The organism is Planococcus sp. YIM B11945, from assembly GCF_050864155.1.
Classification (GTDB): Bacteria; Bacillota; Bacilli; order Bacillales_A; family Planococcaceae; genus Planococcus.
Window position 1 is genome coordinate 17,472 of sequence record NZ_JBOZWR010000003.1, and the last position, 21,697, is coordinate 39,168.

A 21,697-nucleotide genomic window follows, 5' to 3' on the forward strand; every position below is an offset into this window, starting at 1 on the left:
TATCCCTCACTTCCCACATAATCGAAAAAGGATTTCCCCCGATTGCGTCGGTTTGGAAATCCTTTCACTTTTTTCTCTCTTAATATTCCATAATAATCGGGATGATCATTGGACGGCGTTTCGTTTGCTGGAACAAGTAAGAATTCAACGCATCGCGAATTTCCTGCTTAATGTTATTCCATTCAAATGTTTCTTTCGCCACGTACTTCTCTACAATTTTGCGGACAAGCTGAGAAGATTCTTCCATCAACTCTTCGGATTCGCGAACATAAACAAATCCGCGCGAAATCATTTCAGGGCCGGATGCAATTTTCTTTTCTTTGCGGTTCAACGTGACAACCACAATGAAAATGCCGTCTTGAGACAGAAGTTTGCGGTCGCGGAGAACAATATTTCCAACGTCGCCGATTCCAATTCCATCAATTAATACATTTCCAGCCGTTACACGGCCGCTCATGCGCACTTTGCCATTTTTATATTCAACAATGTCGCCTTTGTCTGCGATAAATATATCCGACTTGTACATGCCGACTTGCTGAGCCAATTTCGAATGGGCGATCAGCATTTTGTATTCGCCTTGAATCGGGATGAAATATTTCGGTTTCATCATATTCAACATCATTTTCAAATCTTCTTGGCTGCCGTGTCCGGAAACGTGGACTTTTTTGCTTGAAGTCAACACCGCAGCGCCGGCTTTCGCAAGTTTGTTCATCGTTTGGAACATCGGAACTTCCATGCCTGGAGATGGTGTAAAGGTAATTAACACCGTATCCGTTTCTTTGATTTTCACATCTTTGTGCTGTTTGCGGACCATTTTGTCCAGCGCTTCAAGCGGCTCGCCTTGATTGCCTGTTACAATGATGACCACTTCTTCGTCGCGGTATTGGCTAAGGTCTTTAATGGAAATGACGGTTTCTTCATCTACGGTTAAATAGCCAAGGTTCAAGCCGACTTCATAGCTGCTTTCCAAGCTTTTTCCTACAACCGCTACTTTTTTGCCGGTTGCTTTTGCAATATCGAAAACTTGTTGAATACGGATAAAGTTCGACGAATAAAGCGAAACTAGAATTCTTCCTTGAGCTGCATGGAAAGCCGTCAATAAATGATCGGCAACAACGATTTCGGAAGTAGTATGTCCCGGGCGTTCTGCTTCTGTGGAATCAGACAACAACATTAAGACGCCGTCTTCGCCAAGCTTCGCCATTTTGGCAATATCCGGCTTGTAGCTGCCTTTTGCCGATTGGTCGAATTTGAATTCCCCTGTATGCACGATTGCGCCTTCAGATGTATGGAATACGATGCCAAGCGCATCAGGAATGCTGTGCGTCGTATGGAAAAACGTCACATGCGTTTTGTCAAAGTTCATGCGGCTTTTGTTTGTCACTTCAAAGAATTTCACATGCTTTAAAGAGCCTTGTTCTTTGATATGCTCTTTCGCCAATGCTAATGTCAATTTTGACCCGTAGACAGGAGCTTGGATTTTTTTCAATAAATAAGCGATGGATCCGATCGCATCTTCATGGCCGTGTGTTAAAAAGATCCCTTTGACGCGGTCTTTGTTTTCTTCCAAGAAACTCATATCCGGAATGACAATATCGACTCCGAACATTTCGTCTTCCGGGAACATCAATCCGCTGTCCACTACAAACAAATCTTCATCAATTTCAATAACATACATGGCTTTGCCAATTTCACTGACGCCGCCTAATGGAATTACTCTTATTACTTCATTTTTAATTTTGCTCAATTTATTTCCTCCTAAAATTCACCCGTACATATCCATAAACTTTATTATACGGGAATCACCGGAAACAGTCCAAAGAAAAAACAAACCAGAGCTAAGCCCTGGTTTATTTTCATCAATTTATTCAGCTGTTTTCAAGGCTGTTAGACGATTTGTTCTTCCACTAAGGCTTCTGCGATTTGGACTGAATTGAGGGCGGCGCCTTTTACCAGATTATCGGAAACCACCCACATGTGGAATCCTCTTGGGTTGTCTAAGTCAGCCCGGACTCTTCCCACGAATACTTCATCAAGCCCTGCTGCGAGTAGCGGCATCGGGTAAACTTGGTTTGCCGGGTCATCCACTAATTCGACGCCTGGCGCTGCGGCAAGCGATTTTCTCACTTCTTCTACCGTCGGCACGCCTTCAAGCTCTACGTAAACCGATTCCGAGTGTCCGGTGACGACGGGCAAGCGGACGCATGTTGCGGCAACTGACAACGAATCGTCGTGCATGATTTTTTTGGTTTCGTTTATCATCTTCATTTCTTCCAGCGTATAGCCGTTGTCAGTGAACGAATCGATCTGCGGAATGGCATTAAAAGCGATCGGGTAATGGCGTTCGGCTGATTTCACCGGCAACACAGTTGCTTCCGCTTCTTTAATGCCATCAAAATCAGCGCTTTGGTTTTTCAGCTCGTTGATGGCATGGATCCCAGCACCCGAAACGGCTTGATAAGTTGAAACAATGATTTTTGATAAGCCAAACTGTTCTTTTAACGGCTGCAGTGCGCAAACCATTTGAATCGTCGAGCAATTTGGGTTGGCAATGATGCCTTTATGCAAACGGATATCTTCCTTATTGACTTCTGGCACGACAAGCGGCACTTCTTTATCCATCCGGAAAGCGCTTGTATTGTCGATGACGACTGCTCCGCGTTTGACAGCTTCTGGTGCGAATTTCTCTGAAATGCTGCCGCCGGCACTAAACAGCGCGATATCGATTCCTTCAAACGACTCCGGCTTGGCTTCTTGTACGATATAGGTTTCGCCTTTGAATGTTATTTCTTGGCCAGCAGAACGGCTTGATGCCAAAAACACAATCGTCTTTACCGGGAAATTTCGTTTCTCCAGTTGGTCTTTCATTTGCTGCCCTACAGCTCCAGTGGCTCCCATAATTGCTATATGATATGATTTCACACGTTTCGCTCCTTCAATGATGATTGGCGTAATTGTACCACAATTCAGTTTGCTGCAGTAGTGAAGGATGGAGAGATGAACAAAAAAAGCCTCCTCATGAAGAGGAAGCTTCTTTCGAACGGATGATGGATATAGCTGGTGTGCCTGCAAACAGGTCCATTAAGGCTTCTGTCCGTTCTTTGGTGACATTGTCAATCAGTGAAAGAATTTCATCGTAGTCCTGATGTTTGCCAAGCATCAGTTCTTGCTTGCCATTGCGGCTCATGCGGGAGCTGGTGCTTTCCAAACCAAGCATCAAATTGCCTTTCAGCTGTTCTTTCGAATCGTTTACTTCTTCTGCAGTCAATCCTTGGCCGCGCAGTTTCGCGAGCGATTGGACGATGACTTCCTGCAACTCCGGCATTTGCTCATCCGCGGTTCCGCCATAGATGGCGAGCGTCCCGTGATCGGAATAGGCGGAATGGTACGAGTAGATGGAATACGCCAATCCGCGTTCTTCCCGGATTTCCTGGAAAAGCCGTGAAGACATCGAACCGCCGAGTATATTGTTCAATACCGAAAAACTGAAGATTTCCGAATCGTTCATTGAAAGACCCGGATAGCCTAAGCAAAGATGGCCTTGTTCGGTGTCTTTGTTTTTATAGGAATAGCCCGAAGAAAAATCAGGCGGCAAATACAGCTTGTCCTGCCCGTCTCTTTGAAAAGATCCAAATAGCGCTTCAATCAATTTTATGAGTTGCGGCGTAATATTGCCGGCAACTGAAACGACCGTGTTTTTTGGTGTATAAAAGCGGTCCATGAATTCGATGATTTTTTCTTTCGTAAAGCTCGGAAGCGTATCCGCTGTCCCGAGAATTGGCGCACCAATGGAATGCTTTGGATACATCACTTTCCAAAGCTGCTCATGAACATCGTCATCGGGCATATCTTCGGTCATGCTGATTTCTTCCAGCACCACTTGGCGTTCCCGGTCAATTTCAGTTGGATCCATTTTGGAATGGAAAAACATATCCGCAATGACTCGAACCGCGTGCTCGGCATGATGATCAAGCACTTTCGCGTAATAGCAGGTATATTCTTTTGACGTATATGCATTAATATCACCGCCAATGCGGTCAAACTCGCGCGCAATTTGTTTGGCGCTGCGCGTTTCGGTTCCTTTGAACAGCATGTGTTCGATAAAATGCGTGATGCCGTTTTCTTCCGGTGATTCGTCCCGCGATCCTGCTTTCACAAAAACGCCGACAGCCACAGAGCGGAAATGGGGAATCTGTTCAGACACGATGCGCAGCCCATTTCCACAAATATGAGTATTTACCAATTAAACGTCCTCCTATACGAAAAAATTGCCAACAAATGCTGGCAATTTCGATTTTCGTATTTATTCTTGAGTTGCTTGTTCTGTTGCTTCTTTTTCTTCTTTTAAAACGATTTTGCGAGAAAGGTTTACTCGGCCTTGGCGGTCGATTTCAACAACTTTCACTTTCACAACGTCGTCCAGCTTCAGTACGTCTTCCACTTCTTTCGTCCGTGCTTCTTGGATTTCCGAGATGTGCAGAAGGCCGTCTTTGCCAGGGAACAACTCAACAAATGCACCGAATTTCTCAATTCGTTTTACTTTGCCTTCGTAATATTCGCCGACTTTCGCTTCGCGGACAATGTTTTCAATCATCGCTTTTGCTTTTGCATTCATTGATTGGTCAACGGAAGAAATGAAGATTGTACCGTCTTGTTCCGTATCAATCTTAACGCCAGTTTCATCAATGATTTTATTGATGACTTTACCTCCAGGTCCGATTACATCACGGATTTTGTCTGGGTTGATCTTAACCATGATGATTTTCGGCGCGTATTGCGACAATTCCGTACGCGGCTCAGAAATCGTAGCCATCATTGATTCCAAAATATGGATGCGGCCGATTTGGGCTTGCGTTAACGCTTCTTCCAAAATTTCACGGGAAAGGCCATCAATTTTAATGTCCATTTGAAGTGCCGTGATGCCTTTAGCGGTACCGGCTACTTTAAAGTCCATATCGCCTAAATGGTCTTCCATTCCTTGAATATCTGAAAGCACGGTATAGTTTTCGCCTTTTTTAACAAGTCCCATTGCAATACCAGCAACTGGTGCTTTAAGCGGTACACCAGCATCCATCATTGCAAGGGTTGATGCACAAATACTTGCTTGTGAAGTGGAACCATTGGATTCTAACACTTCAGCCACTAAGCGGATTGTGTATGGGAAATCTTTTTCGTTTGGAATCACGGCTTCAAGCGCACGTTCACCCAATGCTCCGTGTCCGATCTCGCGGCGGCCTGGGCCTCTTAAGAAGCCAGTTTCACCTACAGAGAATAGTGGGAAGTTGTAATGGTGCATAAAGCGTTTTGTATCTTCGATGCCTAAGCCATCGATGATTTGAACGTCTCCGAGTGCCCCCAATGTACAAATGCTCATTGCTTGCGTTTGTCCACGCGTGAACAAACCAGAACCGTGTGTACGGTTTAAAATGCCGATTTCTGATGACAACGGACGAATTTCAGAAGGTGTGCGGCCATCCGGACGAATTTTTTCATCGGTAATCAAACGGCGGACTTCATCTTTGACCATTTTATCAAGAATTTGGCCAGCCTGTTTTTTCACATCGTCTTCTGCTTCTTCGTATGCTGCCATTGCGTGTTTTTTCACTTCATCAATTGCTTCATTGCGCGCTTGTTTTTCATTGATTTGAACCGCAGCATTCAAGTCTGCTTCAACTGCTTCTTTTAAGCTGGCAGTCAAATCGGCATCCAATTCATAAAGCTGGATTTCCGATTTTTCTTTGCCGACTTCAGCAGCAATTTGTTCTTGGAATGCAATCAAGCGTTTGATTTCTTCGTGGCCGAACATAATCGCTTCAAGAATGGCTTCTTCCGAAACTTCTTTTGCTCCAGCTTCTACCATATTGATTGCGTCTTTTGTTCCGGCAACTGTTAAGTTCATTGAACTTTTCTCCAGTTGATCGTTTGTCGGATTGATGATGAATTCGCCATCAATCATCCCAACGATAACGCCAGCAATCGGGCCGCCAAACGGAATATCGGAAATCATCAATGCGAGTGACGAACCGAACATTGCAGCCATTTCTGACGGGCAGTCCTGATCGACTGACATGACCATTGAAATGACTTGCACTTCATTGCGGAAGCCGTCTGGGAACAACGGACGGATCGGACGGTCAATCAAACGGCTTGTCAGCGTTGCTTTTTCTGACGGACGCCCTTCGCGTTTAATAAAGCCGCCTGGAATTTTACCGACTGCATAAAGACGTTCTTCGTAGTTCACAGTTAGCGGGAAGAAATCGATCGGTTTTGGGGTTTTTGAAGCTGTTGCAGTAGAAAGTACTGCCGTATCGCCGTAACGGATCAATGCTGCTCCGTTTGCTTGTTTTGCCAATTGACCGACTTCGACCTGTAGTTCCCGGCCTGCCCAATCAAATGTATAAACTTTTTTCGTTTGCTCCATAATCGAGCTCCTCTCTCTTACGATCTATCAAATTCTGCTTTTATTCCGTTTTAATGGACAGTCTGACTCCCGCTTTTAAAAGCGAAAGATCTACTGACCAGAAAAACCCGATTGAGGCCGACAGGATGCCGGTCACATAGGCGCTGACGCCGGAAGCGGCGCCTTTAGCCTATATTTCTCTACTAACATTCTATGAAAGATGAACTCCCACTGAATGAAGTTTCTCTTTATGTATCTTTTAGTAGTGTATCAAAAAAGCATCCATCATGCGATTGAATGCGAATTTTTTTTGCATAAAGAAAAAGCGGGACAAGTCCCGCTTTTACTAATTGCTATTATCGGCGCAAGCCAAGTTTTGCGATTAATTCGCGGTAACGTTGTACTTCGTTTTCACGCAAGTATTTAAGCAAGTTACGGCGACGACCAACCATTTTAAATAGACCACGACGTGAGTGATGATCTTTTTTATGAGTACGTAAGTGCTCATTCAAGTTGTTGATGTCTTCTGTAAGAATGGCGATTTGAATATCTGCAGATCCAGTATCTGTTTCATGCACTTTGTATTCATTGATCAATTCATTTTTACGTTCTTGAGTGATTGCCATACTGTTCCACCTCCTAATTTCTAATATCCCCAATTACCGAGCAAACGTTGGTGATTCGTATTGCCAAGCAACGGTTCGTACTTTTAGTACGTTTAAATCATAGCATACAGCTTTTTCAAAATCAACCGCATGGCTTAGTTTAAGTTTTTGAAAAACGCAATGGCCGTTTGCTTGTCTTTCTCAATTTGCGTTTTCAATTCATCGATTCCCGAAAACTTCTGCTCATCTCGAATGCGCTGGTGCCATTCCACAACCACTTCTTCTCCGTAAATGGTTTTATTGAAATCCACAATAAACACTTCAATGGACAATTTTTTCACATCCGGATTGTTGAACGTCGGCTTGTAGCCAATGTTGCAAACGCCGTCGTAAAGCTCGCCTTGCACCCAGATGCGGACGGCATAGACGCCGCGCCCTGGGATGAACGTGCCCAGCTCAGGCTCGATATTCGCCGTTGGAAAACCGATGGTGCGCCCTCGCTTGTCGCCATTGACGACGGTGCCGACCACTTGGAAAGGCCGGCCTAAGAGGCGGCATACTTGGCCCACGTCGCCGTCTTTTAACAGCTGGCGAATGCGCGTGGAACTGATTTTTTCTTCAGCATCTGTCTGCTTATCAATGGTGGTCACGCCAAAAATGCCCTGGCCGCACTTTGCCATCGTTTCCATATTGCCTTTGCCTCTGCTCCCAAACGAAAAATCAAACCCGGCGGTCACATGGACAACATTCAAATTTTCGATGAAATACTGGATAAACTGTTCAGGCGTCAACCCGGCGAATTCTGAAGTAAAGCGCACGATAAAGCAGACATCAACGCCTAATTTATTTAAAATCTCCATTTTTTGTTGGAGCGGGGTGATATAGAAAACTTCTTCTTTTCTTCCCCCAAGCACGAGCGAAGGATGGGGATCAAACGTCATGACAGCCGATTTGATTCCTTGTTCATCCGCTTTCGCAATCGCTTCTCCGATGACACGCTGATGCCCTTTATGTACTCCATCAAAAAACCCAAGTGCCAATGATAATGGCCCAAGATTTTCTTCTAGTGAAAGATGGTTTGGATAACTCAAATGTATAATTTTCATGCTACACCTCATCCATTGTCGGTTGTCCGAACATTTTTTCAGGCTTCATCTTGTCCGCTTTTTCTGGATGTCTTTTGTATAGGGCCAATGGCTGGCCATTTACGGTAAAGACTACAAATTCATGAACATCGAAAAGAGGATGGCGATTTAGAACTTGCCCATTTTGAATCGCAAACCGTGCCTTTTCGTCAATTTCATGAAACGGAAAAACGCTCAAGCCGTAGCTTAAAGGCTTTAAAATGGAGCCGATATTTCCATTTTGCTCAAGTTCCGCCACTTCGGCAAGTGTTACGCAATCTTCTCTTCTAAATTTCCCTGATTGCGTCCGCGTCAGCTTGGACATATGTGCCGGATACCCGAGCGCTTCACCGATTTGAACGGCAAGCGTCCGGATATAGGTTCCTTTGCCGCAGCGGATTCGGATATTGAAGCGCAGCTCTTTGCCGTTCCACTCATCCTCGGTATCGAGCAGCTCAATTGAATCGATTCGGACCGTCCGCTTTGGCCGTTCGACTGGAATGCCTTGGCGCGCGTATTCGTACAATTTCTTGCCGTTTACTTTTACAGCTGAATACATCGGCGGGATTTGAGTGATTTCTCCTGTCAACTGCTTAAAGACTTCGAGCAATTGGGGTTTTGTTACCCGCTTCTCGCTGTCATCCGTATCTACCCGATTTCCGGTAGCGTCTTCGGTTTCAGTTGAAAAACCGATTGTTACTTCCGCTTCATACGTTTTCCCTTGGTCGGTGATGTATTCGGCCACTTTCGTCGTGTTGCCGATGCAAATTGGCAACACGCCATCTACGGCCGGATCGAGCGTACCCGTATGCCCCACTTTTTTCGTTTTCAATATTTTTCTTAATTTAAATACGCAATCATGGGAAGTCATGCCGCGTTCTTTCCATAATGGCAGGATGCCGTTGATCGCCATTTGTTGTCAGCCCCTTTTGTTCTATGTAAGTTGAACTAATGATTCCCACTTGTCGATATTCCGCAAAACCGCTTCGCTTGCCGCGGGCTCGCGCCGAAGGTAGTTCGGTCGATGTCTTTGCGACGAAGCAGCGAAGCGATGCAGGAGCAACGCTCTTTCATGTTTCGAAGCTAGCGTAGCGATGCAGAAACAGTACGGGTTTCTCCGCGGTTTTGCTCCATATCTTCTATCCTGCTAATACTAATAGAGTGATCCTGCCGGTCGTCTCTTCTGCTAGTTAGAAATCTCCTAGCTTCGGCGCGTCCACGGGCGGCAGGCATAAGCCGACGAATGCCGACGAAGCGATAAGACGAGTGTTCTTCTCGGCTTATTGCGAAAGCCAAAGAGGGACCCAAAGGATTTGGGGATCTCTTTTGCGACGAGCTTGCGCAGGAGCAGCGCCCTTTTCTGTCTCGAAGCTAGCGCAGCGATGCAGAGACAATATTCTTTGCTTTTACCTAAGCGGCCGAAGCGGTGTATAAAAGGATGATTCTTAAGTTCAACTTATATATGTAAAAAAGAAGCCTGCTCATCTAATAGCATAGACAGCAGGCTTTCGTTTTTATTCTTCTTCTTTTGGCTCTTCTTTGATTTCACGCAACAAGGAATCAATGCGATTGCCATATGCTACGGATGTATCAAATTCAAACGACAATTCCGGCGTTTTGCGCAAACGAATCCGCTGGCCGATTTCCGAACGGATGAAGCCTTTGGATTTTGAAAGCCCAAGCAATGTCTGCTCTTTTGTTTTATCGTCGCCTAAGACACTGATGTAAACAGTTGCCTGCTGCAAATCTCCAGTTACTTCAACATCGGTGACTGTAACGAAACCGATTCTCGGGTCTTTTAATTTGCGGCTGATAATTTCGCTAAGCTCTTTTTTCATTTGTTCGCCTACGCGATTTGAACGCATGGTCATTGTTTCTTCACCTCGTTCTTACAAATATTCTTTTTCAAACGTTAAACATTCCCAATCGGGGTTGCTTTCCAAGTAGTTGAGCACTTGCTCCATTTCTTTGTCGGCCACTTCTTTTGATGAAGAAACAGTAACAAAGGCGATGCGCGTACGCTGCCATACATTTTGGTGATCAACTTCCGCTGCGGAAACGTTAAATTTTTGTTTGGAACGGGTCAGCATGCTTTTCAATACTGCCCGTTTTTCTTTCAAGGAATGTGCAGTCGGAATCATGAACTCGCATTCCATGTATAAAATCATTTTCGTTCGATTTCTTCCATAATGTACGCTTCAATAACATCCAGTTCTTTAACGTCGTTGAAGTTTTTAATGGTAATCCCGCACTCATAGCCTTGCGCGACTTCTTTTGCGTCATCTTTAAAACGTTTCAGGGTATCGATTTCGCCTTCGAAAACAACAATGCCTTCACGAATAACACGCACTCCGCTGTCGCGAGTAATTTTGCCGTCTGTTACATAACTTCCGGCAATCGTTCCGACTTTCGATACTTTGAATGTGCTGCGGACTTCTGCTTGGCCGATGATTTTCTCTTCGAACTCAGGATCCAGCAAGCCTTTCATTGCAAATTCGATTTCTTCGATGACTTTGTAAATGATGCGATGCAAACGAATATCGACGCCTTCTGCTTCAGCAGCGCGTTTCGCGTTGACATCAGGACGGACGTTAAATCCGATTACGATGGCATTAGAAGCAGCAGCAAGCGCGATGTCGGATTCAGTAATGGCACCAGCGCCAGTATGAATGATTTTCACGTTAACGCCTTCTACATCGATTTTCATCAATGATGCAGCCATAGCTTCAACCGAACCTTGAACGTCTGCTTTCACGATCAAGTTCAATTCTTTCATTTCCCCTTGTTTCATTTGATCAAACAAATTATCAAGAGTTACACGAGTTTTTTCTGAACGCTGAACTTGAAGCGCAGAAGATGCACGAGTTTCACCCACTTGACGGGCTGTTTTCTCGTCTTCGAACACCACAAAGCGGTCGCCTGCTTGCGGCACATCGTTCAATCCGGTAATTTCAACCGGCATTGATGGGCCAGCGTCCTTCACGCGGCGCCCAATGTCGCTCACCATTGCGCGGACACGGCCGAATGTGTTTCCGACTACGATCGGATCCCCAACATTCAACGTTCCGTCTTGTACAAGCAAAGTCGCAACAGACCCACGGCCTTTATCAAGTTCCGCCTCAATAACGGTACCGATTGCTCGTCTCGCAGGATTTGCTTTTAGTTCTCCTACTTCTGAAACTAGTAAAATCATTTCTAGAAGCGAATCAATGCCTTCGCCTTTTAATGCTGAAATCGGAACGAAAATCGTGTCGCCGCCCCATGCTTCAGGCACCAATCCATGCTCAGTCAATTCTTGCATAACGCGGTCCGGATTTGCACTTGGCTTATCCATTTTGTTGACAGCAATAATAATCGGAACTTCAGCCGCTTTAGCATGGTTGATTGCTTCGACTGTTTGCGGCATAACGCCGTCATCAGCTGCAACTACGATAATCGCAAGATCCGTAACTTTTGCTCCGCGTGCACGCATTGTTGTAAACGCAGCATGTCCTGGAGTATCTAAAAATGTAATTTTTTTATCGCCTTCAGTTACTTGGTAAGCGCCGATATGCTGTGTGATCCCGCCAGCTTCGCCAGCAGTCACTTTCGTGTTTCGGATTGAATCAAGCAACGTCGTTTTACCATGGTCGACGTGCCCCATGATTGTAACGACCGGTGGACGTTCTTGCTGAAGTTTTTCGTCTTCAGGCTCGAAGTAAACTTCCAAGTCTGTTTTATCGACCAAAATTTCTTCTTCTACTTCAACTTCATATTCCGCACAAACCAATTCGATTGCATCTTTATCCAACTCTTGGTTGATGGTCGCCATCACGCCAAGCATGAATAATTTTTTGATGATTTCTGATGGCTCGCGGCCTAATTTTTTTGCCAGTTCTGCTACCGTCAATGACTCAGAGAACGTAATTTTAGCCGGCAGTTCTTTTTCTCTTTTCGGCATAGGCGGCAACGGGTTTACAGGTGTCTGCTGTTTTCTGCGATTTCCACCGCCACGGTTTCCGCCAGGACGGTTATTGTTGCGTTGGCCCGGTCCTGCAGTCGGTTTTGCCGCTTTAGGCGTGAAATTGGATCCTGTTGCAGCTGGACGGCTTTGGCCTTGGCCGGATGGACGGTTCTGTCCTTGAGACGGACGGTTTTGGCCTTGGCCTGCCGGACGGCTAGACCCCTGTCCTGATCCTGCTGGACGTGATTGCCCTTGGCTTGCCGGACGGTTTGAACCTTGTCCAGACGGACGCGATTGCCCTTGGCCAGATGGACGGTTTTGGCCTTGGCCAGACGACGGACGGTTTGCCCCTTGCCCTGATGGACGTGATGGCGGGTTTTGTCCCTGGTGCTGCTGGCGGTTTTGCGTTTGTGTGCCTTGTGCAGCCCCTGATTTGTAAATATTATCTAATTTCGATATTGCAGTTGGTTCCAATGTTGCCATATGGTTAGCCACTTCAATATTTAGTTTAGATAACTGTTGAATGATTTCCTTGCTTGGCTTATCTACTTTTTTAGCGTATTCATGTACTCGAATATTGGTCATCCGCTCACCCCCGGTTAGTTTCGTCGAATAAGCTAGTTAATTTCTTAGCGAATCCATCATCTGTAATTGCAATTACTACTCGTTCTTCTTTGCCGATCGCATGGCCAAGTTCATAGCGTGTGCCAAACTCATGCACCGCGACGCCATACGTATTGCATTTATCATGTATTTTTTTGTTAGTATTCGCAGAAGCATCTTCTGCCAATATGACCAGCTTTGCATTGCCTTTACGTACTTCATTTACCACTAATTCCTCACCGGTAATCATCATACGTGCACGAGTAGCCAATCCTAAAAATTGAAGAATTTGTTGTTTGGCCATTATTTCAGCTGCTCTCTAAGAACGACGCGCGTCAATTCTTCGTAAATTTCTTCTGGAATTTTCACTTCTAGTTGATTTTCCAGCACTTTCTTTTTGCGTGCAGCCGCAATAGCTTCTTCTGTCTTAGAGACATATGCCCCACGTCCGGATTTTTTTCCGGTCAAATCGACAGAAACTTCGCCTTCTTTCGAACGAACTACACGAATCATTTCTTTTTTAGGATGCATCTCGCCTGTAGCTACACACTTCCGAAGTGGAATTTTCTTTTGTAGAGCCAACGGACATCACCTTTTCTTCGTTATTCTTTTTCCTCGTAAAAATCAAAATCGTCCAGATCTTCACTAGATTCGACCAATTCGATGCTCGCGTTCGGGTTTGGATAAATCCCCATTTCCCGAGCGTCTGTTTCGCTCTTAATGTCGATTTTCCAACCGGTCAATTTAGCAGCTAGGCGGGCATTTTGGCCGCGTTTGCCAATAGCTAATGACAATTGATAATCCGGCACAACAACCGTTGTCGATTTATCTGCTTCATTCACTTGAACGTCCAATACTTTAGACGGGCTAAGTGCATTGGCTACAAAAACAACCGGTTCTTCTGACCATTCAACAATATCGATTTTCTCGCCGCTCAATTCGTTGACGATCGTTTGGACGCGGGCGCCTTTTGCTCCTACGCATGAACCGACTGGATCAATATCGTCGCGATGGGCAACAACAGAGATTTTCGAACGGTCGCCAGCTTCGCGTGCGATTGATTTGATTTCAACAATGCCATCATAAATTTCCGGCACTTCTGTTTCAAACAAACGGCGAAGCAAACCTGGATGTGTGCGGGAAACAAATACTTGCGGTCCGCGTGTTGTCCGTTCGACTTTGGTGATATACACTTTGATGCGGTCATGCGGCTGGTAAGATTCGTTTGGCATTTGTTCCGTTTGCGGAAGAACTGCTTCTACTTTTCCTAAGCCCACATACAAATTGCGCGCATCCATGCGTTCTACGATGCCGTTGACAATATCATCTGCACGGTCGACGAATTCTTCAAAAATTAATCCGCGCTCTGCTTCTCTCACGCGCTGAGTGACCACTTGCTTAGCTGTTTGAGCAGCAATCCGGCCAAAGTTGCGAGGCGTTACTTCTTCTTCCACAACATCGCCAAGTTCATAAGCTGGGTTGATGGCATGTGCATCTTCCAGGGAAATCTGCAAGCGATCATCTTCCACTTCTTCCACAACATCTTTACGGGAATAAACCAACATCGTTCCGGTGCCCAAATTCAAATCCACTCGCACGTTTTGTGCTTGGTTGAAATTACGTTTGTAGGCGGTCACCAATGCTGCTTCAATCGCTTCAATCAACACATCCCGTGAAATCCCTTTTTGTTTTTCCAATGCATCAAAAGCATCTAATAGTTCGCTGCTCATCTTTTTATTCACTCCCAGGTTCTCAAATCAGGTTTTGCAGAAAAATCAATGGCTAGCCGGATGACTGCAATTTTCTTTCTTTCAACCACAATTGTTTTTCTTCTTGTTTTGATTTTGATTTCAATTTCCACTTCATCGTCGTTGTAAGCCAATAAATAGCCTTCGAATTCTTTTGAACCTTCAATCGCTTCATACGTTTTAATGTAGATAAAGCGGCCGAGGGCTTTCTTGAAATCCTTGTCTTTCTTCAATGGCCGTTCTGCACCGGGAGAAGAAACTTCTAAAAAATAATTTTGTTCAATCGGATCTTCTTTGTCTAGCACTTCACTCAGTTTTTCACTGACGAGTGCACACTGGTCAATGTCGATTGGCGCTTCCGGGTTGTCAACGTAAACCCGCAAAAACCAATTGCGGCCTTCTTTAAGAAATTCAACATCCACTAGTTCCAAATTCAGTTCATCAACGATGGGTTGGGCAATTTGCTCAACGGTTTCAGTAATTTTACTCATACATGCCTCCTGCCAATTTTGTCCCGCTTCAACGGGCAGTCCTTCTCACTTTCATCGGTGAGAGATCAACTAGCCGTATAAGCCCGATTGGTTTTACTGCCACTTAGTCGGAAATGAGAAAAACTTCCACTGAGTGATAGTTTCACTTTATGCCATAACAACAGAAAAGAGCGGGAAATCCCACTCTTCTGCGACAGAGCTATCAATAAATGTTACTACTATAATACCATAAGCGGCAGTGCCATGCAACTTACTAGAACAAAGACAACTGGTTGGCATCCGGCATGCCTTCTAGGCAGCCGTGGTCATCCATGTATTCAATAATCGTCTTGGACACGCGGCCGCGCTGCTGAAGGTCTTCCTTCGACAAGAACGTGCCGAGTTCGCGTGCAGCAACGATCGATTTGGCCGCGTTCGTGCCGAGACCCGGAATGGCATTGAACGGCGGGATCAATGTGTTGCCTTCGATGATGAATTCATCAGCAGACGACTTGTACAAGTCGACTTTCTGGAAACTGTAGCCGCGCTCCACCATTTCCAAAGCCAATTCCATAACGGTCAATAAGTTTTTCTCTTTTGTGGAAGCTTCCAGTCCTTTGGCATTGATTTCATCAATTTTGGCCTTTATGGAATGTGAACCTTTGGCCATTGCGTTAACGTCGAAATCTTCTGCACGGACTGTAAAATAAGCTGCGTAATAAAGAATCGGGAAATGCACTTTAAAGTAAGCGATGCGGACCGCCATTAATACGTAGGCAGCAGCATGGGCTTTCGGGAACATATACTTGATCTTTTTGCACGATTCAATGTACCAGTTCGGAACGCCTTCTTTTTTCATCGCTTCTTCCATTTCAGGTGTCAGCCCTTTTCCTTTTCGGACCGATTCCATAATTTTAAACGCCAGCGAAGATTCCAACCCCTGGTAAATCAAGTAAACCATGATGTCATCCCGGCAGCCGATTACATCGGACAGTTGGCAAGTGCCGTTTTGAATCAATTCTTGGGCGTTGCTCAACCAAACGTCTGTGCCGTGGGACAAACCAGAAATTTGGACAAGTTCTGAAAATGTTGTCGGTTTGGTTTCTTCAAGCATTTGCCGCACAAAGCGCGTACCGAATTCTGGAATGCCAAGCGTTCCAGTTTTACAGCCGATCTGCTTTTCCGTCACGCCAAGTGATTCTGTGCCAGAAAAGATTTTCATCACTTCCGGGTCATCTGTTGGAATCGTCTTTGGATCAATGCCCGATAAATCCTGAAGCATGCGAATCACCGTCGGATCATCGTGCCCGAGAATATCAAGCTTCAGCAAATTATCATGGATCGAATGGAAGTCAAAATGTGTCGTCTTCCACTCGGAATCCTGCGCATCGGCCGGAAACTGAATCGGTGAGAAATCGTAGATGTCCATATAGTCCGGAACAACGATAATGCCGCCCGGGTGCTGTCCGGTGCTTCGTTTAACGCCGGAACAGCCTTGCACCAACCGGTCAATTTCAGCTCCGCGGAACGTCATGTTGTGGTCATTGGCGTATCCGCGCACGTAGCCATAAGCGGTTTTCTCAGCAACCGTTCCAATCGTCCCTGCACGGAATACATTGTCTTCGCCGAACAGTTCTTTCGTGTAGTTATGGGCTTTCGCTTGGTATTCTCCACTAAAGTTCAAATCGATATCGGGAACTTTATCCCCTTTAAATCCTAGGAACGTTTCAAACGGAATGTCTTGTCCTTCTTTTTGGTACGGAATGTCGCAATCCGGGCAATTTTTATCTTTTAAATCGAACCCGGAGCCGACAGAACCGTCATCGAAAAATTCGGATTTCTGGCATTGCGGGCAAATGTAATGCGGCGGCAATGGATTGACTTCCGTGATTTCCGTGAGTGTCGCAACAAGCGACGAACCGACCGACCCCCGTGAACCAACCAAATAGCCATCATCCAAAGATTTTTTCACCAGTTTATGCGAAATCAAATAAATAACGGCAAACCCATGGCCAATAATGGATTTCAATTCTTTCTCAATCCGCGCTTCGACAATTTCAGGCAGGTGCTCGCCATAGATTTTATGCGCCATAGTGTAGCTGAGTTCTCGAACTTCTTCATCCGCGCCTTCGATTTTCGGCGTGTACAAATCGTCTTTGATCGGTTTGACGGTTTCAATCATTTCGGATACTTTATTGGAGTTTTCCACCACGATTTCATGCGCCGTTTCCGCTCCTAAAAAATCAAACGCATCAAGCATTTCATTCGTCGTCCGGAAATGGACTTTTGGCAGCTTGTTGCGGTTCAACGGATTCGCGCCGCCTTGAGAACCGATGAGCACTTGGCGGTAAATTGCGTCGTTTTCATCCAGGTAATGGACGTTCCCGGTAGCGACAAGCGGTTTGTTCAATTTGCGGCTCACTTTGACCAGTTTCCGGATGACGTCTTCCAAGTTCCATTCATCCCGTATTAGTTCCCGCTCGATCAAATGTGAATACACTTCTTTCGGGTGCACTTCCAAGTAATCGTAAAACTCGGCTACGCGCTCTACTTCTTCCATTGATTTTTGCATAACGGCTTCGAACACTTCGCCTTTGTCGCAGCCCGATCCGACCAGTAAGCCGCCCCGATGGCGCATCAGCAAAGAGCGCGGAATGCGGGGAACCCGGTAAAAATAATCGATATGCGAAGCAGACACGAGTTTGAATAAGTTTTTCAAGCCTTCGTCATTTTGCGCAAGCAATGTACAATGCGTTGGACGCGCCCGCTTATACGAGTCGCCGCTTCCGACGTGGTCGTTGATTTGATCGTGGTACAAAATGCCTTTTTGGTGCGCTTCTTTTAATAAATGCACCAATAAATAAGATGTCGCTTCGGTATCATAGATTGCTCGGTGATGCTGGGTCAATTCGATGCCAAATTTTTTCGCCAATGTATTGAGGCGGTGGTTTTTCAATTCCGGATGAAGCATCCGTGCAAGTTCGAGCGTATCGATTGTGGCATGTTTCTTGTCAATGCCGAATTTTTTATAGCTTACGTATAAAAAGCCCATATCAAATGAAGCGTTGTGGGCTACCATGATGTGGTCGCCTGCCCATTCGTGGTAGTTGCGGATCACTTCTTCCACTTCCGGCGCATTTTTCACCATGTCATCGGTAATCCCTGTCAATTCGATCGTCGTTGAAGACAACGGATGGTGAGGATTGGCAAAGCTCTCAAACTTATCGATAATTTGCCCGCCTTTGATTTTAACGGCAGCAAGTTCAATAATGGTGTCATAAACGGCGGATAGGCCAGTCGTCTCCAAGTCAAAGACGACGAACGTTTCATCTTCCAATAATGCATGTCGTTCTTCAAATGCAATCGGCACACCGTCGTCCACTAAATTGGCTTCCAAGCCGAAAATCGCTTTGATGCCGTGCTTTTTGCTTGCAGCATAAGCATCCGGAAACGCTTGAACACCTGCGTGATCCGTGATGGCAATTGCCGGGTGCCCCCATTTTGCCGCTTGGGCAACAAGCGAATCCACAGAAGAAACGGCATCCATCGCACTCATCGGAGTATGCAAATGCAGTTCGACGCGTTTTTCTTCGGCGGTATCTCTGCGGAGTTCCGGTTTGATTTCGGCCATGTCTTGCGCCATCATAACAAGATCCCGTACGAATGTATCCATTTGGATCGAGCCCCGGGCTTTTAGCCACATGCCTTTTTTGACGTTTGCCATCAGCTCGGCGTCTTCTTTGTCGCGTGAGAACATTTTCACGAGAAGGGAATCGGTATAATCGGTTATTTTGACCGTCAGCAGCGACCGGCCGCTTCGAAGTTCTCGTACATCCACATCGAAGACATAGCCTTCAATCGTCACCCGGCGTTCTTCATCGACAATCGATTTGATTTCGAGAACCTTTTCATCCGGCTTGATGGCAATTCCCATTTGGAACGGACCAACCGGTGCGCCATTTTCTTTGCGGTCGGTTTCCCGCTTTTTCATATCGGCAAGCGCTCTTTTCGCCATTTCTTCTTCTTGGATGCGGCGTTCTTCCATAAAGGCCTGATGCGCCTCTTCCTGGTTTTCTGCAGACAACAAGAAGTCAATCGCGATTCTTGGAAAGCCGAATTGCTGATAAACTGCAGCCAGCTTGTCGCTGTATTTGGATTTAAGGGCCATCATTTCGTGTTCATGGCCGCATTTTATGATGAGCTTGCTGCCGCTCCATTCAGGCATTTGGGACAATAAGCATTCCCTAAGCGGCGGTGCCACGTCCGCTAATTCATCTACTGCATATTTCCAATAATCGAGAATCAACTGGTTATTCGCCGCTTCTTCTTTGCACTCGATAATCAAGCGGACAGAAGCAATAGGAGAAAAAGTGGCGTGAAGCCGCTCTTTTAACAAAAGATATAATTGCAGTGGAAGCACTTGTTTGAGTTTAACGATAAAACGCCACGACCGCTCTTTTTTGTGGACGGTCATCCGTGTCAGTTCAGCCTCTTCGAAAAAGGGCATATGAACATCGTCCGTTAAGTCGAGATGCTGAAGAAGGAGTTTGAATCGCATCTTAGAATCTTGCTGGTTTGTCATAATAATCCCCTTCGTTACAGATTTAAGAAAAAGAAAGGAAAGTACAGGAGTACTTTCCTTTTTATCCCGTTTTAACGGCCAGTAAAATTCCCACTTTGAAAAGTGGGAATCAACTGACCCTAAAAACCCGATAGGATCAACTAACCTCCGGAAGGGATGAATTCCTTCCGGAGGAAGTTTCTCTATATCATATCAGATTTGATGATTAGTTTTGAAAGATTTGCTTCAAATTCTCAAGCACATCGTCCCGGTTCCATTCAAACGTCTCGCCCGTCTGGCGATTTTTCACTTCAAAAATTCCTTCGGACGCTTTTTTCCCGACCGTGATGCGAATCGGCAATCCAATCAAATCGGCATCGGCAAATTTAACGCCTGCCCGTTCTTTACGGTCGTCCAAAAGAACTTCAAAACGGTTGGCTTTTAGCAATGCGTATAATTCCTCACCCAGTTCACGCTGTTCCACATCTTTCATGTTGACCGGAACCACGTGCACTTCATAAGGCGCAACAGCAGTTGGCCAGGTGAATCCATCTTCGTCTTGGAACTGTTCGGCAACGGCAGCCAAAACGCGCGAAACGCCGATTCCGTAGCATCCCATAATATACGGCATCGATTTGCCTTGATCATTCAGGAACGTGCCTTTTAACGGAACGCTGTATGTCGTGCCCAATTTAAAAATGTGGCCGACTTCAATTCCTTTGGCAAACAAAATCGTCCCTTCGCCGTCTGGTGACGGGTCGCCTTCTTTGATAAAGCGAAGGTCTGCGTAAGCAGTAACTGCGAAATCTCTTCCAGGATTGACGTTCACATAATGGATGCCGTTTTCGTTGGCTCCCGTTACGCCGTTGACGATGCTTTCAACTGCATGGTCGGCAAAAACACGGACGCTTTCCGGCAAACTGACCGGGCCCAGTGAACCAATTTCACAATTCAGCAATTGCTGCACTTCTTCAGGAGCGGCCATTTCCACCACTTTTGCGCCAGTTGCGTGCTTAACTTTTACATCGTTGATTTCATGGTCGCCTCGCGTCAACACCACGACCAATTCGTCGTCCGCTTTGAACACCAAGGTTTTGATGCATTTTTCTGCAGCCGTATTCAAAAACTCTGCTACTTCAGCGATTGTCTTCTGGTTGGGTGTCTCCACTTTTTCCAAAGTTCCAGGCGTTTCATCAGAAACAGGATACGACACATTGACCGCAGCCATTTCGATGTTCGCCGCATAAGACGAGCTATCGGAATAAGCGATCGTATCTTCTCCAATTTCCGATAACACCATAAACTCATGGTTGTCTTTGCCGCCGATTGCACCAGAATCCGCTATAACCGCACGAAAATCAAGGCCAAGGCGAGTAAAGATATTCGTATACGCTTGTTTCATCACTTCATATGTTTCATCCAAGCTTTCAGCTGTAGCATGGAACGAATACGCATCTTTCATCAAAAACTCGCGGCCGCGCAATAAACCAAAACGCGGGCGTTTTTCGTCTCTAAATTTTGATTGGATTTGGAACAAGTTTAATGGCAGCTTTTTGTACGATTTGATTTCATCGCGAAGCAAGCTCGTAATGACTTCTTCATGCGTAGCACCCAATGCAAATTCACGGTCATTGCGGTCTGTTAGGCGCATTAATTCATCGCCGTACGAATACCAACGGCCCGATTCTTGCCAAAGTTCTGCTTGCTGAAGGGCTGGCATGAAAACTTCCACGCTGTTTGCCGCTTCCATTTCTTCACGGATGATCGTTTCCACTTTCTGCAGAACGCGTTTTCCAAGCGGCAAGAACGAATAAATGCCGCTCGTGTTTTGGCGGATAAACCCTGCCCGCAATAATAACTGGTGCGATTTCACTTCCGCATCCGCTGGCGTTTCACGTAATGTTGGGATAAACGTTGCTGTTTGTTTCATTCCAAAATACACCTCAACTGACTATTAATTTTTGTGGGGAAAGTTATGTAAGATAGTAGTAATGATATTCAGCAAAACAGCTACGCTTTCCGCGGGCTTGCGCCGAAATCCCGCAGGAAAGACATTGGCCGTAGCTTGCAAGGCCAAGCCTTTTCGACGAAGCAGCGAAGCGATGCAGAAACAGTATGGTTTTCTCCGCTGTTTTGCTTCATATCAAGTTAATAGTACTCATAATAAAACTCTAAAAATTGCTTTATTAAAAAATTATCGATTGAAGTGGAAAGCGTCCGCCTAAAACGAAAATCGCTGCACT

At 45.6% G+C, this 21,697-nt stretch carries 16 protein-coding genes; all 16 read right to left on the reverse strand.

Annotation, left to right across the window (positions count from 1 at the left end):
- Positions 1–79: 79 nt before the first annotated feature.
- Positions 80–1,747, reverse strand: coding sequence for a ribonuclease J (locus ACRRQV_RS04760; RefSeq protein WP_432528222.1), 1,668 nt, complete (start codon positions 1,745–1,747; stop codon positions 80–82).
- Between the two features lie 140 nt (positions 1,748–1,887).
- The gene (locus ACRRQV_RS04765) at positions 1,888–2,922 is read right to left on the reverse strand and encodes an aspartate-semialdehyde dehydrogenase (protein WP_432528224.1); all 1,035 of its coding nucleotides are present in this window, start codon (positions 2,920–2,922) and stop codon (positions 1,888–1,890) included.
- 94 nt (positions 2,923–3,016) lie between these two features.
- The gene (locus ACRRQV_RS04770) at positions 3,017–4,243 is read right to left on the reverse strand and encodes a M16 family metallopeptidase (RefSeq protein ID WP_432528226.1); all 1,227 of its coding nucleotides are present in this window, start codon (positions 4,241–4,243) and stop codon (positions 3,017–3,019) included.
- A 60-nt stretch (positions 4,244–4,303) separates the two neighbouring features.
- Complete coding sequence (gene pnp, locus ACRRQV_RS04775; RefSeq protein ID WP_432528228.1) at positions 4,304–6,421, reverse strand: polyribonucleotide nucleotidyltransferase; 2,118 nt, start codon at positions 6,419–6,421, stop codon at positions 4,304–4,306.
- Positions 6,422–6,756: 335 nt separating this feature from the next.
- A complete protein-coding gene (gene rpsO, locus ACRRQV_RS04780; protein WP_432528230.1) occupies positions 6,757–7,026 on the reverse strand; it encodes a 30S ribosomal protein S15 in 270 nt (89 codons plus the stop codon).
- Between the two features lie 134 nt (positions 7,027–7,160).
- Positions 7,161–8,111 carry a bifunctional riboflavin kinase/FAD synthetase gene (locus tag ACRRQV_RS04785; RefSeq protein WP_432528232.1) on the reverse strand — a complete coding sequence of 317 codons (951 nt, stop codon included), beginning with the start codon at positions 8,109–8,111 and terminating at the stop codon, positions 7,161–7,163.
- A gap of 1 nt (position 8,112) precedes the next feature.
- A complete protein-coding gene (gene truB / locus ACRRQV_RS04790) occupies positions 8,113–9,042 on the reverse strand; it encodes a tRNA pseudouridine(55) synthase TruB (protein ID WP_432528234.1) in 930 nt (309 codons plus the stop codon).
- Positions 9,043–9,643: 601 nt separating this feature from the next.
- Complete coding sequence (gene rbfA / locus ACRRQV_RS04795) at positions 9,644–10,000, reverse strand: 30S ribosome-binding factor RbfA (protein ID WP_432528236.1); 357 nt, start codon at positions 9,998–10,000, stop codon at positions 9,644–9,646.
- 18 nt (positions 10,001–10,018) lie between these two features.
- Entirely contained in the window at positions 10,019–10,297 is a 279-nt protein-coding gene (locus ACRRQV_RS04800) for a DUF503 domain-containing protein (RefSeq protein WP_432528238.1), read from the reverse strand.
- Positions 10,294–12,657, reverse strand: a complete 2,364-nt coding sequence (infB, locus tag ACRRQV_RS04805; RefSeq protein WP_432528240.1) for a translation initiation factor IF-2 — start codon at positions 12,655–12,657, stop codon at positions 10,294–10,296. Before infB ends, ACRRQV_RS04800 begins: the two co-directional genes overlap by 4 nt.
- Positions 12,658–12,661: 4 nt before the next feature.
- On the reverse strand, positions 12,662–12,979 hold the full coding sequence (locus ACRRQV_RS04810; protein WP_432528242.1) for a YlxQ family RNA-binding protein: 318 nt from the start codon (positions 12,977–12,979) through the stop codon (positions 12,662–12,664).
- Entirely contained in the window at positions 12,979–13,257 is a 279-nt protein-coding gene (gene rnpM, locus ACRRQV_RS04815; protein ID WP_432528244.1) for an RNase P modulator RnpM, read from the reverse strand. The genes ACRRQV_RS04810 and rnpM overlap by 1 nt, the downstream gene beginning before the upstream one ends.
- A 20-nt stretch (positions 13,258–13,277) precedes the next feature.
- Positions 13,278–14,405 (reverse strand): transcription termination factor NusA, encoded by a 1,128-nt coding sequence (nusA, locus tag ACRRQV_RS04820; RefSeq protein ID WP_432528246.1) that lies wholly within the window; start codon positions 14,403–14,405, stop codon positions 13,278–13,280.
- A gap of 8 nt (positions 14,406–14,413) precedes the next feature.
- Positions 14,414–14,914: a ribosome maturation factor RimP gene (gene rimP, locus ACRRQV_RS04825; RefSeq protein ID WP_432528248.1), complete on the reverse strand. Its 501-nt coding sequence runs from the start codon at positions 14,912–14,914 to the stop codon at positions 14,414–14,416.
- 253 nt (positions 14,915–15,167) lie between these two features.
- A complete protein-coding gene (locus ACRRQV_RS04830; RefSeq protein WP_432528250.1) occupies positions 15,168–19,475 on the reverse strand; it encodes a PolC-type DNA polymerase III in 4,308 nt (1,435 codons plus the stop codon).
- A gap of 205 nt (positions 19,476–19,680) precedes the next feature.
- Positions 19,681–21,384, reverse strand: coding sequence for a proline--tRNA ligase (locus ACRRQV_RS04835; protein WP_432528252.1), 1,704 nt, complete (start codon positions 21,382–21,384; stop codon positions 19,681–19,683).
- Between the last annotated feature and the right edge of the window lie 313 nt (positions 21,385–21,697).

Bases quoted from the DNA above. Each gene is read 5' to 3' on its own strand.
- pnp (WP_432528228.1), bottom strand. From the start codon at position 6,421: ATGGAGCAAACGAAAAAAGTTTATACATTTGATTGGGCAGGCCGGGAA.
- rpsO (WP_432528230.1), bottom strand. From the start codon at position 7,026: ATGGCAATCACTCAAGAACGTAAAAATGAATTGATCAATGAATACAAA.
- ACRRQV_RS04785 (WP_432528232.1), bottom strand. From the start codon at position 8,111: ATGAAAATTATACATTTGAGTTATCCAAACCATCTTTCACTAGAAGAA.
- truB (WP_432528234.1), bottom strand. From the start codon at position 9,042: ATGGCGATCAACGGCATCCTGCCATTATGGAAAGAACGCGGCATGACT.
- rbfA (WP_432528236.1), bottom strand. From the start codon at position 10,000: ATGACCATGCGTTCAAATCGCGTAGGCGAACAAATGAAAAAAGAGCTT.
- ACRRQV_RS04800 (WP_432528238.1), bottom strand. From the start codon at position 10,297: ATGATTTTATACATGGAATGCGAGTTCATGATTCCGACTGCACATTCC.
- infB (WP_432528240.1), bottom strand. From the start codon at position 12,657: ATGACCAATATTCGAGTACATGAATACGCTAAAAAAGTAGATAAGCCA.
- ACRRQV_RS04810 (WP_432528242.1), bottom strand. From the start codon at position 12,979: ATGGCCAAACAACAAATTCTTCAATTTTTAGGATTGGCTACTCGTGCA.
- nusA (WP_432528246.1), bottom strand. From the start codon at position 14,405: ATGAGCAGCGAACTATTAGATGCTTTTGATGCATTGGAAAAACAAAAA.
- rimP (WP_432528248.1), bottom strand. From the start codon at position 14,914: ATGAGTAAAATTACTGAAACCGTTGAGCAAATTGCCCAACCCATCGTT.
- ACRRQV_RS04830 (WP_432528250.1), bottom strand. From the start codon at position 19,475: ATGACAAACCAGCAAGATTCTAAGATGCGATTCAAACTCCTTCTTCAG.
- ACRRQV_RS04835 (WP_432528252.1), bottom strand. From the start codon at position 21,384: ATGAAACAAACAGCAACGTTTATCCCAACATTACGTGAAACGCCAGCG.